We start from the raw sequence: 14,066 nt of genomic DNA on the forward strand, positions 1-14,066 counted from the left end.
AACGCATCACCAACCATGAATGCCTTTACCTTCGCCAGCCGCTTGCCGCCGCCGTTCAGAATTGCAATATTCTTCGGCCTGATTTTCCTGGTGGCCGCCTACCCTGCAAGCAGCCTGGCCCAGGCGGCCTTGCCTGCAATTACGTCGACCACCGGCCCCAACGGCAGCCAGACTTACTCGCTTAGCATACAGACCCTGCTGCTGTTGACCATGATGTCGTTCTTGCCGGCCATCCTGCTGATGATGACCGGCTTTACCCGGATCATCATTGTGCTGGGCCTGCTGCGCAACGCCATGGGAACGGGCGCCTCGCCGCCCAATTCGGTATTGATCGGATTGGCGCTGTTCCTGACGCTGTTCACCATGTCCCCGGTATTCGACCAGGTATACACCGATGCCTACCAGCCGCTGAACGCCGGAACGATTTCGTTCGACACGGCCCTGGACCGCGGCATCAAGCCCCTGCATACCTTCATGCTGCACCAAACGCGGCAAACCGACTTGTCCTTGTTTGCCGGCATGGCCAATATTGGCGAACTGCAAAGCCCGGACGAAGTTCCTTTGCGCGTACTCGTGCCCGCCTTTGTCACAAGCGAACTGAAAACCGCTTTCCAGATCGGCTTTACCATTTTCATCCCCTTCCTGATTATCGACCTGGTCATTGCCAGCGTGCTGATGGCATTGGGGATGATGATGGTGCCGCCCGTTACCATTTCTTTGCCGTTCAAGCTGATGCTGTTCGTGCTGGCCGACGGCTGGCACCTGCTGCTTGGCTCGCTGGCGCGAAGCTTTTACCAATAAGGCGATGCGATGACTTCAGAAACCGTGATGTCCATGACTTACCTCGCCATGAAAGTGGCGTTGATCATGGCCGGCCCTCTTCTGATGGTTACCCTGGCCGTCGGACTGCTCATCAGTATTTTCCAGGCCGCAACGCAGATCAATGAAATGACATTGTCTTTCATTCCGAAGCTGCTGGCGGTGGGCGCCGCATTGGTATTGCTGGGGCCCTGGCTCATCAGCACCATGGTGGACTACATGACCCTGCTGTTCTCGCAAATTCCGGGCATGGTGTCCTGAGCGCAGGGCAAGGCAAACGGCCCGCATGCACTAAGTCATGGTTTCATTCGAACTGGATCAACTCTACGGCTGGATCACGGCATTTCTCTGGCCGTTCTTTCGCATCCTCTCGCTGATGGGCACGGCCCCGGTGCTGGGCGATGCATCCATTCCATTGCGCGTCAAAGTCGGCTTTGCGGCCATGGTTACCGTTGCCATAGCGCCCAGCCTGGGCCCCATGCCCGCCGTTGCACCCGCCTCGTACGAAGGCCTGTGGATTACGCTGCAGCAAGTATTGATAGGCATTGCGCTGGGGCTGACCATGCGCATCGTGTTTGCCGCCGTGCAGACCGCCGGAGAATTCATCGGACTGCAGATGGGGCTTTCCTTTGCCTCGTTCTTCGACCCGGCCACCGGCGCCAACACCGCCGTGCTGGCGCGCATCATGAATGTCGTGGCCACGCTGCTTTTCCTGGCACTGAACGGCCATCTGCTAATGCTGGCCGGCGTGCTGCGCACCTTTGAAGTCCTGCCCATCAGCGCACACGCCATGAATACCGACGGCTTCAGCGTGCTGTTCGAATGGAGCTCCCAGGTCATGACCAGCGGCATGCTGCTGGCCCTGCCTTTGATCATTGTGCTGCTGACCATCAACCTTGCTCTGGGCATACTGAACCGCACCGCGCAGCAGCTTTCAGTCTTCGCCGTGGGCTTTCCCATCTCGCTCACGACCGGATTGATCCTGCTTATGGTCGTGCTGCCGCAAACCTCGCCGTTCCTGACCCGGCTATTTGATTCGGGGTATGCGGCCATGAGCCGCCTGACGCAAGCGCTGGCCGGCGGCTAGCGCTGGCCTGTCAATTCGAATACTAGGCGAACGGCTCCAGCCCAAAGGCCCGAGCATCGACGCCGCTGTCCAGGGTTCGACCAGATTATTCAGCCGACAACGGATAGCTGACGACGGTGTTGTCGATGCTCTTGGCCGACGTATCGGCCAGGGGGTTGGGCGCCGGGCTCGCGGCCTGAGCGTTCTGACCGGGGACCGTGTTTGGCGCAGCGGGCGGTTTGCCGGGTTCGGACATCACGTTGACGCTGTTCACCACCCGTTCGAAACGCCCATACGAGTCGAACCTCAGCCATAATTCTTTACGCAAGTAAATGGCATCGGTCAGCACCGACGACTTTTGGGCCCAGCGCGCGGTAAGCGAGCCGTCCAACTGCCGATAAATATCCGTTGGCGCTGCACCAAGTAGCCCCTCGGCTTGAGTCAAGGTGGTAGTGCCGGGGACAATTTTGGACAAGCCAGCCGAGTCGAACGACTGGCCGGTTGTACTGCATGCCGCCAACAGGGCCAATGCGGCGCCCGCCGTCGCCAGGCGCCACGAAAAACGCCCTACCGTTCTGGCCGAATGTTTCATGATTTTTAGAATTCTTCCCAGTCGCCGTCGTTATTCGTGGCGTCCCTGGCCGTCGCACCACCTGTCAAACGGGCTGCAGACGCTGGTTTGTCGAGGGCGGGGGTTGCGGCGGGCCTGGGAAGCGCAGCGCTGCCCGGCGCGCCGGCCAATGCTGAGCGTCCCAAAGGTGCAGCGCGGCCAGCGGCGGCTGCGGGGGCTGGGGTCTTTGGCGTCACGTCAATGACCTTGTTGCCCGAAGAAAGCTTGTAGACCGAAATAGCAGTGCTGACCTGCCCCACCTGCTCTTGCAATTCGGAGGCCGACCGAGCCGCGTGTTCAACCAGCGCAGCATTCTGTTGCGTAACGCCGTCCATCTGGGTTACCGCCAGATTGATCTGCTCGATGCCGCTGGATTGCTCGGTGGTGGCGGCGGTAATTTCACCCATGATGTCGGTAACCCGCGCAACGGACGAAACGATTTCCTGCATGGTTGCACCGGCGTGCTCGACCTGTTGCGAGCCTTCGGCCACCTTCTTGACCGAGTCGTCGATCAGGCCCTTGATTTCCTTGGCCGCATTCGCGCTGCGCTGGGCCAGGGCACGAACCTCGGCCGCGACCACGGCAAAGCCTTTGCCCTGCTCGCCTGCCCGGGCGGCCTCGACCGCGGCATTAAGGGCCAGGATATTGGTCTGGAAGGCAATGCTGTCGATAACGCCTACGATATCGGATATTTTGCGAGAGCTGGCGGAAATGCCTTCCATGGTGGACACGACCTCGCCCACCGCACTGCCTCCGCGCAGCGCCACTTCGGAAGCGGTGGCCGCCAATTGATTGGCCTGGCGGGCGTTATCCGCGTTCTGCTTGACCGTGCTGGCAAGCTGTTCCATGCTGGCCGCGGTTTGCTGCAATGCCGCCGCCTGTTGTTCGGTGCGGCTGCTCAAGTCGGTATTGCCAACGACAATATCGCGCGTTCCCACGCTGATGCGCTCCAGCCCTGCCCGTACCGCGCCCACATTGCGGCTCAGGTTTTCTTGCAGGCGCTTGGCCGCGGCATACAGGGCGCCGATTTCGCTTTGGCTGGCGGCTTCCACCCTTTGAGTAAGGTCGCCCACGGAAATACGGTCGAAATACTGGCCGATCTGCTTCAGAGGCCGCCAGACTTTGCGCGACAGTATCACCCAGGTAAGCAGCGCCAGTACTATTGACAATACAGCCAGGGCCACAAAAGCGTATCGAGTCTGCGCCAGGCTGTCGCCCCCGCCTTCCGGCAGGCTATACCAGCCCAGGCCCGCCGCGAGCAAGGTCGAAATGGACAAAAGCAGAACCAGCAAAAACAAGCTGACTTTAAGCTGCGCGCGCGTCGATTGCATTTTATTTAGAACCCATGTTGAACAAGCTTGTTCCCTGAAGCTGTTTGAATGCCAAGGCGGCCGCTTCAAGTGCGGACTGGCGCAATTGCAATTGCGCCGTCGCGGTGTAGTAGTCCAGATCTTCCAGCCTGGACAGCTGCGAGGTATAGCCCAGATTGCGCAAGGTGCCGTTGCCGCCGATGGCATCGATCTCGTTCAAGCGCGAACCCAGCGAGGAATTGACTGTAAGCACCTGGTTGTAGTTCAGGTCGATGCGCTGAATGGCCCCGCCCAGAGTATTGAGCATGGCGGTTGTCTTGACGGCGTCGCCTTCTGTGGGAGCGGTCAGGGCTTTGATGACGCCATCCAGGGTATCGAAGATGTTCAACTCCGTAGGCTGTCCAGGCTGAACGGTGACCTTGTCGCCGGCGCCTGCCGCGCCCGCGATATCCAGGCTCACCCCCGCGCCGGGAATAGCAACTGTACCCACAGCAAAGGCACCGGTAGTCGTGCCCAGCGGCGTAGCGAGGCTGTTGTCTGAATAGAACGTAACGGTAAACGGATCGCCGACGGTTCCGCCGCTATAGTCGATGGTGAACGGCTTGCCGAAATAAGACGCCGTCTTATCGGTAACCGTTGTATTTCCGGCGCTTAAAGTGCCGAGCGGATCCGCCTTCTGCACAGTCGTCACGTATCCGGCGTTGGCCGGTTGAATAGAGAACTTGTCGCCCACGGCCGGAGCGCCAGAGAAGTCGATTTGCACCCCGCCACCAAGATTCAGGCTTGTTGTGCCCGTCACATAGTCTGCTGTGACCGGCGTACCTACCGTGGTGCCACCACTGATGTCCTTGACCGTAATCGTATATTGCAAAACCGGTGGCACGGCGGCTGAGTTGGAGAACTCGACCTCGAATGTCTTGCCAACGTTGATGCCTTGAGAGTCGGTAACCACCGGTTTGCCTATCAGCGCCGTTCCCGTGTTGCCAGCATCGGCGCTGGTTACGTAATCGCGCGCGCCCGCGGTTGCACGCATAAAGATATCGGTGCCGATGTCGCTGCCCGCGATCTGGCGGGTTTGGTCGGCCTGGATCAGACGCTGGTTGGCGTCGCCGTTATAAGTCACTTTACCGTTGGCGTCCGTGACAAACGCCGGCTGCGACCCGGCATGGCCGGAAAACAAGTACTGCCCATTGCCGTCCTTGGCATTGGCCAGGCCCAGCAAAGTTTCTTTCGAGCTTTTCAGCACGCCGGCCAGAGTGGCCCTGTCGGCATCCGACATCGTGCCGTTGCCGGCCTCGATCAGCCGCGTCTTGACGTCCTGCAATAGCGTGGTTACCGAATCAAGCGTATTGGACTCGATACCCAGGCTGTTCTTGGCCACCTCGCGATTGTCGGCGAAACGCTTGTTAAGCGCCTGGGCCTGCCCGATATTGATGGCCTGCGCCGCCGCCAAAGGATCGTCGGCCGGAGTGACCATGCGCTGGCCGCTGCCGATCTGCTGGTACAAGTGCATAAGATCGGACTGCTGGGCATTAATGGAATTAAGCCCGGTCTGGAAAAACAGATTGGAACTGATACGCATGACAACAACCTTAGAATAATTTGCCGGACGAGTTGTAGAATCCTGTCAACACACTATGCACGCATTCCCAGCAACGTATCAAACAAGGTTGAACTGACGTCGATAAGCCGCGACGCAGCCCGGAACTGCTCTAACGAACGGTCCAGGTTTACGTACTCTTCATTCAGGTTGACACCGGCTACCGCTTGCTGCGCTGCATAGTTCTGCTGGATCAAGGTGGCTTGCGCCTTGGCCGACGTACCGTTTTGCTGGGTTTGGACCCCAACCTTGTTGACGATTTGCGAGAACGCCTCGTTAAGCCCCATGGTGCCGTTGCCCAGCACTTTTTCGGTTTGCAGTTTGGCCAGCAGCAAGGCATTGCCGCCGTCGGCATCGCCAATGGCCGAACCGGCGGCCGCAATGCTGGCGGGATCGGTCAGGTTAAGCTTGAGGTCGCCCGCGGCGCTGCGGGTCGGCTGCAATGCCCAGCTATCGCCGGCCTGCGCACCGGCTGCAACCTGGATTTGCATGCCGCCGATTTCCTGCGGTGTGCTCAGGTCGCCCCGGAAAACCTGAGTGCCGTTGGGCACAGAAGTTACCGTGTAATCGTTGGCGCCATTGAACGTGATCTTGTAGTCTTGGCCGGTCAGGGCATTGGCATCGCTGAACGACGCAGTCACGGTGGCCGAGCCCTTGTTGTCGATACTGCTTAATGCCTTCGGATTGCCAATACTGAAAAACTCGGCACCGGCGTTGCCGTTTTGATCGAAGCCGGCCTGATGCTGCTTATTGACGCTTAGCGCAACGCCCACGGCCAGGCGGCCCAATTCGTTCTGCACCGAATCCAGGGTAGTGTTGCGGTATGAAAGCAGGCCGCCCAAGGTGCCGCCCGAAATGCTGCTGTCGTCCATCTCGACCAGAGTCGTGCTACCGGCACCCGTGGACGCAGAGTAGGCAACGACCGTGCGAGTGGGATCGTTGGCCGCCGGAACGGCCTGCAAAGGAAACACAGTGTCGCCGCCCAGCAGCACCTGGCCATTGCTGAGGGTCAGGTTGACGCTGCCGTCTTGTTCAAGGACACGCACGCCGACTAATTGGCTCAGTTCGGAAACAGCCTGGTCGCGCTGGTCGAGCAAATCGTTGGGCGGCTGCCCCGAGCTGGATGCCTTGGCGACGACGACTTGATGGTTCAGGTCGCGGATGCGCTCCACATAGCTGTTGACCTGCGTGACGACAGTCGAAACCTGGGTGTTGATATTGTTGCGCTGGGCATCCAGGAACGCGTTGGCGTCGTTGAGCTGGCCCACCAGGCTGGCGGAGCGGCCCAGAAGCTCCTGCCGTCCGGCGGGATCGGCGGGCGAGGAGGCCACGGCCTGGATGCCATCGAAAAACTTCTGCAGGGCTGGCGTAATGCCTACGGTACGGTCGGCAAACAGGTTATTGATCTGCACGATCTCGTTGCCGTATGCGCTGATGGACGCGCCCGTACTTTGCGAATTGACCAATTGACGCGACAGGAAATTGTTATAGGCACGCTCGACGCTGTCGGTCTGCACGCCGCGGCCGATAAAGCCAAATCCGGTAGGCGTTGCGCCTGCTGTGGACACCAGCACGCTTTGGCGGTTATAGCCTTCGGTTGCCGCGTTATTGATGTTGTGGCCGGTGGTTTGCAGGCGATTCTGTGCGGCATTGATGCCCGAGAGACCAAGGTTTGCTAAATTCATCGATATTCCGTTGATAGGTTCAAGTAACGCCGCGGCCCTGCAAAATGGGGCTTACAAAAAAAGAAAGACCATCCACAGTATTTACGGCAGCTTGGCGGAATTGTTTAGGTCCCGCTCACTGTCATCACTCTATGCGCCACAAGGCCTGCCCCCGCGAATTGCCCGGCCGAACCGGCCCGGCTGCCATCGCCCTCACGCAGGAAATTGCACAGAGGATCGCTAGGTTGAAAGCCGATTGAAATACCCCATGATCGAAATGAGTTTGTCGGCGTAGTTGGGATCCGTGGCGTAGCCCGCGTCCTGGATGCGGCGCGCCGCGACTTCGGCCGAAGGTGCGCCGACAACCTCGCTATAGCGCTCGCTGCGGCTGATCAGCTTGGCGTAGTCGGCGAACGATTCCGCATACGAGTTGTAGGCACGAAACGGCTGCATAACTTTGCGCGCTACACCGTTCTCGTATTCAGTGGTCATGATGTTGGCGACCTTGCCCTTCCAGTTGGGTGTGGCCTTGATGCCGAACAGGTTGTAGCTGTTGCTGCCGTCCTCGCCCCGGATCTCGCGCTTGCCCCAACCCGACTCCAGTGCGGCCTGGCTAAGGATAAGCTTGGCGGGAACACCGCTTTCGTTGGCGGCCACTTTGGCGGCCGCGCTCATGCGGTCGACAAAGCTCTGGATATGCGAAGGCGCCCCTCTTATTGCCGACATCGCGGCGCCCGCCGCTTCGCCCAAAGGACTGGCCGACAGCAAGTCGATCAACGCAGATATGGACGAAGCGTCCTGCTTGCGCTCGTCTCCTATCCTGGACTTCAGCCCTGGAATGCGCGAAGACGCCAGCTCGGGCATGGCTTTGGCGCGGCTCTCGATGGCCGCCGCGCCCTGCCCGCCCGGCATATTGCCCTGGATCTGCGCCAACAAGGCCTGCGCCAGCCCTATGCCCGGATTGGCCAATTGCAGGGCGCTTTGCTCGTCCGACATGCTTTGCGCCAGGCGCGTCTGGTCGCTATCCAGCAGCCCGGTCATGCTGGATGCCTGACGCGCCTGCTTGAGCAACTGCTGAATGAACATGCCTTCGAACTGCTGGGCAACTTGCTTCTGGTCCTGCTCCGATGCGCCGGCCCCGCCTTTTACCGCGTGGCCCAGCCGGTCCAGCTGGCGGAAATCCATGGCGGAGCTCGCCCCGTCCGACGGCCTGGGAATAAAGTATGCCATAGCCGCGCCTCCTTAAACGATTTCCAGGTCGGCGCGCAAGGCACCGGCGCTCTTGAGCGTCTGCAAGATGGACAGCAAGTCTTGCGGCGTTGCGCCCAATGCGTTCAAGGCCTTGACGACGTCGGCAAGATTGGCGCTGGTCGTCATCCGCTTGATCGTGCCTTCATCCGAACGCATTTCGATTTGCGTATTCTGGGTTACCACCGTCTGTCCCTGCGTAAACGGCGTATCCGGCTGGCTGACCTGCTGCTGGTTGTTGATGACCACCGACAAGTTGCCGTAAGCCACGGCTGCCTCTTCGATCCGCACCGTGCGGTTCATGACCACCGACCCGGTGCGGGCGTTGATAATGACCTTGGCGCGCGCCGGCGGCAGCTTGACGTCGACGTTTTCCACCCGCGACAAAAAGCCGGCCTGGGCGGCGGGGGCAAGCGGGCCATGCAGCTGGACGACGCGGCCGTCCAGCGCCACAGCGGTATTCGCGCCCAAGGCCTTGTTCAGGGCCAGCACCACATTCTGGACCGTGCTGAAGTCGGTGGTGTTCATTTCCAGGTGGATCAGCCCGTCGCGTGCGAACGTCGTAGGCACATTGCGCTCGACAATGGCGCCATTGGAGATGATGCCGCCATTCAACTGATTGACCTGCACGCTGGAGCCGCCCGACTGCGCGCCGGCGCCGCCCACCAGCAAATTGCCTTGCGCCATGGCGTAGACCTGCCCATTGGCGCCCTTGAGCGGCGTCATGAGCAAGGTGCCGCCGCGCAGGCTCTTGGCATTTCCCATTGAAGAAACCACCACGTCAAGTGTCTGGCCCGGGCGCGAAAATGCCGGCAAGCGCGTCGTCACCATCACGGCCGCCACGTTCTTGACCTGCATATTGGTGCCTTGCGGCACGGTCACGCCCAATTGCGACAGCATGTTGGTCAGGCTTTGCTGGGTGAACGGCGTCTGGCGCACCTGGTCGCCGCTGCCGTCCAGCCCCACCACCAGGCCGTAGCCCACCAACTGGTTGGCGCGTACGCCTTGAATGGATGCCAGGTCCCTGACGCGTTCGGCCTGTGCATCAAAACATAGGACAGCGCCCGCCAGGCCAAGAACCAAGGCCCAGCGACTGCTTGCGCGTGAAAATAATCGATTCAAAACCGCAACCCTCAAAATGGTGCAATATTCAGGAAGAACCGCTGCAGCCAGCCCATGGTCTGCACTTCATCCATCGTGCCCTTGCTGCGGAACTCGATGCGGGCATCGGCCACCTGCGTCGACGAAACCGTATTCGAGCCGGTAATGGAACGCGGATCGACCACGCCTGAAAAACGAATATGTTCGCTGCCGCGGTTGATCGCAATCTGCTTGTCGCCGGCAATTTGCAAATTGCCATTGCCCAGGACTCCCACCACCGTGGTCGTCAAGGTGCCCGAAAATGTATTGGCCGCGCTGCTGGCGCCCTTGCCCTGGGCCACATTACTGCCGCTCATGTCGAAGTTCTGCTTGGCGCCCAGCTCATCCGGCAGGAATTGCGGCACGCCCGTAATGCCCAGCGCCGCCTTGCCCGAACGATCCGTAGAGGTAGCTACATTCTTCGCCGCATTGGTCTTTTCCTGGATCACCACGGTAACGATATCGCCCACATTGCGCGGCCGCCTGTCTTCGAACAGGGGATAGTTGCCATACGAGGTGGGCTGGAAGATAGCGCCATTGGCCTCGGGCGAAGGCAGGCTGGGCATGGGCGGCTGCGCTGTAAGCGGACCCGTTACCACGGGTTCGGGTGGAATCATTGCGCAACCCGAAAGCACCGCCATCGCCGCGCCAAGAAAAAAACGTTTAAGCATGTTCTACAGTTGAGTCAGGCGGGCCAGCATTTGATCCGAGGTTTGAATGGCCTTGCTGTTCATTTCATAGGCCCGTTGCGTGGTGATCATATTGACCAGTTCTTCAGCCACATTCACGTTCGACGTTTCGACATAGTTCTGCAACACCAGGCCGGCGCCGTCCAGGCCCGGCTGGGCGAAGTTGGCGGGTCCCGATGCGTCGGTCTCGACATACAGGTTTTCGCCCGCGCTTTGCAAACCGGTGGGATTCACGAAAGTGCTTAGCTGCAACTGGCCGATCTGCACGTTGGTGCCGGTTGCGCCGGGCTGGGTCACCGAGACCGTGCCGTCGCGGGCAATAGTCACTGTCAGCGCATTGTCGGGAATGTTAATCGGCGGCTGCACCGGATAGCCGCCGGCGGTCACCAACTGGCCGTTCTGGTCCACTTGCATGCTGCCGTCGCGCGTATAGGCGAACGTACCGTCGGGCATTTCCACCTGCAAAAAGCCGCGGCCCTGAATGGCGATATCCATCGAATTGCCGGTATCCTTCAGGTTGCCCTGGGTATGGATGCGTTCGGTGGCGACCGTGCGCACGCCCGTACCCAATTGCAAGCCTGAGGGCAACTGATTGGCCGCGCCGACCTGGGCGCCGGGCTGGCGCACCGTCTGGTACATCAGGTCTTCGAACACCGCGCGGCTACGTTTGAAACCCGAGGTATTGACGTTGGCCAGGTTATTGGAAATGACATCCATATTGGTCTGCTGCGACTCCAGACCGGTTTTTGCAATCCATAGTGAACGTATCATCGTTATTCCTTGTTAAAGCAGGCATCGCCCGCCTTCAAATCAATGTGAAGAACCTCGGCCGAAAGAACAAGGCTTGCACTCAGGCCCATGGTCAACCGTTGCTCGACAGAATGGAGTTGGCCCGCTCGGCATTGGTGCTGGCGTCCTGGATTACCTTCATCTGCATTTCAAACTGACGGGCGTTCTTGATCAGACCCACCATGGTCTCGGCGGCGCTGACATTGCTTTTTTCAATGAAGCCGGAAACCATCTTCACGCGCGGGTCGGCCTGTATCGGGCCGGCATTGGGGCCTTCCGTCCGAAACAGACCGTCGTCGCCGCGCACCAAAGTATTGGCGGGGGGATTCGACAGCTTCAACTGGCCCAGCATCTGGATGTCGTTGGGCCGGTCGCCCGCCCCGAGGGCGGTAATCGACCCGTCCGAGGTGAACGTGACCGTACCGCGGTCAGGTATCTCGATAGTGGCACCCGCAGCCGACAGAATCGGATGGCCCTGTTGCGTAACCAGCAAGCCTTGCGGGTTGACCGCCAGTTCGCCGGCACGCGTCAGCGCTTCGCCTGTTGGCGTCTGCACGCTGAACCAGCCTTCGCCGGTAATGGCCACGTCCAGTGCGCTGCCGGTCTCGGCCATGACGCCTTGTTCGAAATTGCTGCCCGGCGTCGACGTAACCGTACCGACCCGCGTGGGCAGCCCCTGTTCGGCCACCAGCGGCACGGAGCGGTAGTTGGCCAGCTGGGCGCGAAAGCCCGTGGTACTGACGTTGGCCATATTGTTGCTGAGTACGGCCTGCTGCTCCAGTACTCGCGCGGCTCCGCCCGCGGCGGTATAGACGATGCGATCCATGATTATTCAGCGATCAGCGCATCTGCATCAGGGTTTGCAGCACCTGATCCTGGGTCTTGATGGTCTGGGCATTGGCCTGATAGGTGCGCTGGGCAATAATCATCTTGACCAGTTCCTGACTCATGTCCACGTTGGATTCCTCAACCGCCTGGCCCTTAATGGAGGCAAGACTGTTTTCGCCCGGTCGGCCCACATAGGGCTGACCCGACGCCGCGGTCTCGATCCATACATTACCGCCCGCGGGCTGCAAGCCCTGCAGGTTGTTGAAGTCCGCCAGCGCGACAAAGCCCATTACCTTGGCTTCGCCGTTGGTGTAGTTGGCCATAACCGCGCCGTCCGAACCGATGGTCATGCCAGCGTACTCGCCCGTGGTAAAACCGTTCTGGGTGAAGTTAGGCGAGAAATCGCCGCCGAACTGAGTAGAGCCGGCATAGCTGACGGCAATGTTCATGTCCGCCGCAGGCGAAGCCGTGCCGCCCGGATTGGTAATGGCCAAAGCGACATTGCCGCCAGACATCAGCCGGCCCGTGCTGTCAAAGGTCAAGGTTGTAACGCCGCCGACTGGCACTGTAATATTGGCTTTGCTGCCGTTGACGGTGTAATGCACATCCCAGGTGCTTTCGTTGCCGATTGCTTCTTTCTTCACGAAATACTGCATGACCTGATGACTATTACCCAGGGAGTCGTAAATAGTGATGGGCAGCGAGTGCGCATAGCTTTTGGGATTGGCTGCATCGAAGGCAATAGGAGTAGAAGGAACAATATCTACATCATTAGTACCATCAAGCGGCAGAGGCCCGCCTGCAGTGATCAGCCCTCCCCCAATAGTGATCGCTGTAGGACCCGACCCTGTGTTGTAGGTCCCATCAGGATAACCCGGGTCGCCCGCGTTCAGGCTTTTTCCATTTTCATCCACCCAGACTGGCGCCGCATCCGTACCCGTAAAATAATACGTTCTCAGCACACCGCCAGGGCTCGTGGTCATCTCTACCTTCCCCGGCACCTCTTTCGTCGCCGCCAGCGGCGCGTTCGCATTCAGGTTGGTCATGGTGGTAAGCGTGGAGGTAACCTGGGGCGCCAGGTTGCCGATCGGCACCTTGATGGGATTCAGGTCCGTGCCCGTAACACCATAGCCCGTAAGCCGGTAGCCTTGGGCATTGACGATGTTGTTATCCTTGTCGGCAAAGAACTGGCCGTTGCGGGTATACATGATATTGCCGCTGGCGTCCTGCACGCGGAACATACCCTTGGCGCCATCGATGGCCATGTCGAACTGGTTGCCGGTGCCGCTGATCGTACCGACGGTAAAGCGCTGGGTCACGCTGGCCACCTGCACACCCAGCCCCATCTTCGAATTGGCATAGACATCGGCAAACGTTGCCGAGGCCGACTTGAAGCCGACCGTGCCCGAGTTGGCGATATTGTTGCCGATAATGTCCAGCTCTTGCGAAGCGGCGTTCAAGCCGCTTAAACCTTGACCGAAACCCATGATGACCTCTTATTCGTTAAGTCGTTTGATTCGTTGATTCGATTAATGAAGCGGCGCCATGCGCCCGCCTTTCAGTTGCAACTCATGTCCTACATGATCTTGCGGATGTCGTACAGCGAATGAACCCCGGCCAGGCCCAGGTCCATCTGCAGCCCGCTGGAAGCGTAAGACACGCTGGACACCTTGCCGTAGCTCAAGGCCTGGGCTGCGACCGTGCCGCCGTCGGCGTCGGTGGCGGCGACCTGCACGGTATAGGCGCCGTCGGGCATCATCGAGCCGGCATCGTCCTTGCCGTCCCACGACATCTGCAACACGCCCACGTCCTGGTTGACCAGATCCATCTTGCGCACGACCTTGCCGCTGCCGTCGTGTATGGTGACCGACATCTTGGCCGCGGGCGAAATGATATCCACGCCGAACGGGGTTGCTTCGGACGTCGTCACGCCGTCGACCGTGGAGCTGCCCAGCGAGATTTTCCCGCCCGGATACAGCACGCTCTTGCCAATAAGATTGGCCGCCTGCATGGACTGCGACAAATCCATCTGGCCCGACAAAGCCAGCAAGGTGTTGTTCAACTGCGTAATTCCATTCACGGTTTCCAACTGGGCCAACTGCGAAGTGACCTGCGCGTTGTCCATGGGATTAAGCGGGTCCTGGTTCTTCAGTTGGGTAACCAGCAAAGTCATGAACCGGTCCTGCGTCTCGGCCACGCGCTGGTTCGTCGCGGCGCTGGCACCAGCCAAGCCGCCCGCGCTGACGGGGTTGTTAGCTGTTGGATTGACTGTAGCCACTGAATGCTCCAAATTAATAAACGGC

The 14,066-nt window shown here is 59.8% G+C and carries 13 protein-coding genes and 1 pseudogene; 3 read left to right on the forward strand and 11 right to left on the reverse strand.

The annotated features are described in order from the left end of the window. Nucleotides 1-15: 15 nt before the first annotated feature. The 3 genes from fliP to fliR are packed head-to-tail and all read left to right on the forward strand — an operon-like array spanning nt 16 to nt 1,906. Nucleotides 16-801: a flagellar type III secretion system pore protein FliP gene (fliP, locus tag DFR37_RS02060; RefSeq protein ID WP_113931577.1), complete on the forward strand. Its 786-nt coding sequence runs from the start codon at nt 16-18 to the stop codon at nt 799-801. Between the two features lie 9 nt (nt 802-810). Continuing rightward, nucleotides 811-1,080: a flagellar biosynthesis protein FliQ gene (fliQ, locus tag DFR37_RS02065; RefSeq protein WP_113931578.1), complete on the forward strand. Its 270-nt coding sequence runs from the start codon at nt 811-813 to the stop codon at nt 1,078-1,080. Between the two features lie 37 nt (nt 1,081-1,117). Next, nucleotides 1,118-1,906, forward strand: a complete 789-nt coding sequence (fliR, locus tag DFR37_RS02070) for a flagellar biosynthetic protein FliR (protein WP_113931579.1) — start codon at nt 1,118-1,120, stop codon at nt 1,904-1,906. Nucleotides 1,907-1,991: 85 nt separating this feature from the next. Here fliR and DFR37_RS02075 read toward each other — a convergent pair whose 3' ends face one another. From DFR37_RS02075 to DFR37_RS02125, 11 genes and pseudogenes are all read right to left on the reverse strand, one after another. Further along, complete coding sequence (locus DFR37_RS02075; protein ID WP_113931580.1) at nt 1,992-2,477, reverse strand: hypothetical protein; 486 nt, start codon at nt 2,475-2,477, stop codon at nt 1,992-1,994. Between the two features lie 5 nt (nt 2,478-2,482). Beyond that, nucleotides 2,483-3,679: pseudogene (locus DFR37_RS02080) on the reverse strand (methyl-accepting chemotaxis protein); the annotation flags it as partial. A 148-nt stretch (nt 3,680-3,827) separates the two neighbouring features. Then, on the reverse strand, nt 3,828-5,387 hold the full coding sequence (gene flgL / locus DFR37_RS02085; RefSeq protein WP_113931582.1) for a flagellar hook-associated protein FlgL: 1,560 nt from the start codon (nt 5,385-5,387) through the stop codon (nt 3,828-3,830). 53 nt (nt 5,388-5,440) lie between these two features. Further along, on the reverse strand, nt 5,441-7,090 hold the full coding sequence (flgK, locus tag DFR37_RS02090) for a flagellar hook-associated protein FlgK (RefSeq protein WP_113931583.1): 1,650 nt from the start codon (nt 7,088-7,090) through the stop codon (nt 5,441-5,443). 219 nt (nt 7,091-7,309) lie between these two features. Then, nucleotides 7,310-8,299 carry a flagellar assembly peptidoglycan hydrolase FlgJ gene (gene flgJ / locus DFR37_RS02095; RefSeq protein ID WP_113931584.1) on the reverse strand — a complete coding sequence of 330 codons (990 nt, stop codon included), beginning with the start codon at nt 8,297-8,299 and terminating at the stop codon, nt 7,310-7,312. A 12-nt stretch (nt 8,300-8,311) separates the two neighbouring features. Then, on the reverse strand, nt 8,312-9,439 hold the full coding sequence (locus DFR37_RS02100; RefSeq protein WP_113931863.1) for a flagellar basal body P-ring protein FlgI: 1,128 nt from the start codon (nt 9,437-9,439) through the stop codon (nt 8,312-8,314). An 11-nt stretch (nt 9,440-9,450) separates the two neighbouring features. Beyond that, nucleotides 9,451-10,128, reverse strand: a complete 678-nt coding sequence (locus DFR37_RS02105) for a flagellar basal body L-ring protein FlgH (RefSeq protein ID WP_113931585.1) — start codon at nt 10,126-10,128, stop codon at nt 9,451-9,453. A 3-nt stretch (nt 10,129-10,131) separates the two neighbouring features. Then, a complete protein-coding gene (gene flgG, locus DFR37_RS02110; RefSeq protein WP_113931586.1) occupies nt 10,132-10,917 on the reverse strand; it encodes a flagellar basal-body rod protein FlgG in 786 nt (261 codons plus the stop codon). A gap of 91 nt (nt 10,918-11,008) precedes the next feature. Beyond that, nucleotides 11,009-11,761 (reverse strand): flagellar basal body rod protein FlgF, encoded by a 753-nt coding sequence (locus tag DFR37_RS02115; protein WP_113931587.1) that lies wholly within the window; start codon nt 11,759-11,761, stop codon nt 11,009-11,011. A 13-nt stretch (nt 11,762-11,774) separates the two neighbouring features. Next, the gene (locus tag DFR37_RS02120; protein ID WP_113931588.1) at nt 11,775-13,250 is read right to left on the reverse strand and encodes a flagellar hook protein FlgE; all 1,476 of its coding nucleotides are present in this window, start codon (nt 13,248-13,250) and stop codon (nt 11,775-11,777) included. Nucleotides 13,251-13,339: 89 nt separating this feature from the next. Further along, the gene (locus DFR37_RS02125; protein ID WP_113931589.1) at nt 13,340-14,041 is read right to left on the reverse strand and encodes a flagellar hook capping FlgD N-terminal domain-containing protein; all 702 of its coding nucleotides are present in this window, start codon (nt 14,039-14,041) and stop codon (nt 13,340-13,342) included. Nucleotides 14,042-14,066 lie beyond the last annotated feature (25 nt).

The organism is Eoetvoesiella caeni (assembly GCF_003315175.1).
GTDB lineage: Bacteria > Pseudomonadota > Gammaproteobacteria > Burkholderiales > Burkholderiaceae_B > Eoetvoesia > Eoetvoesia caeni.

Bases quoted from the DNA above. Each gene is read 5' to 3' on its own strand.
- DFR37_RS02105 (WP_113931585.1), bottom strand. From the start codon at position 10,128: ATGCTTAAACGTTTTTTTCTTGGCGCGGCGATGGCGGTGCTTTCGGGT.
- flgJ (WP_113931584.1), bottom strand. From the start codon at position 8,299: ATGGCATACTTTATTCCCAGGCCGTCGGACGGGGCGAGCTCCGCCATG.
- fliQ (WP_113931578.1), top strand. From the start codon at position 811: ATGACTTCAGAAACCGTGATGTCCATGACTTACCTCGCCATGAAAGTG.
- flgL (WP_113931582.1), bottom strand. From the start codon at position 5,387: ATGCGTATCAGTTCCAATCTGTTTTTCCAGACCGGGCTTAATTCCATT.
- flgK (WP_113931583.1), bottom strand. From the start codon at position 7,090: ATGAATTTAGCAAACCTTGGTCTCTCGGGCATCAATGCCGCACAGAAT.
- flgG (WP_113931586.1), bottom strand. From the start codon at position 10,917: ATGATACGTTCACTATGGATTGCAAAAACCGGTCTGGAGTCGCAGCAG.
- DFR37_RS02075 (WP_113931580.1), bottom strand. From the start codon at position 2,477: ATGAAACATTCGGCCAGAACGGTAGGGCGTTTTTCGTGGCGCCTGGCG.
- DFR37_RS02115 (WP_113931587.1), bottom strand. From the start codon at position 11,761: ATGGATCGCATCGTCTATACCGCCGCGGGCGGAGCCGCGCGAGTACTG.
- DFR37_RS02120 (WP_113931588.1), bottom strand. From the start codon at position 13,250: ATGGGTTTCGGTCAAGGTTTAAGCGGCTTGAACGCCGCTTCGCAAGAG.
- fliR (WP_113931579.1), top strand. From the start codon at position 1,118: ATGGTTTCATTCGAACTGGATCAACTCTACGGCTGGATCACGGCATTT.
- fliP (WP_113931577.1), top strand. From the start codon at position 16: ATGAATGCCTTTACCTTCGCCAGCCGCTTGCCGCCGCCGTTCAGAATT.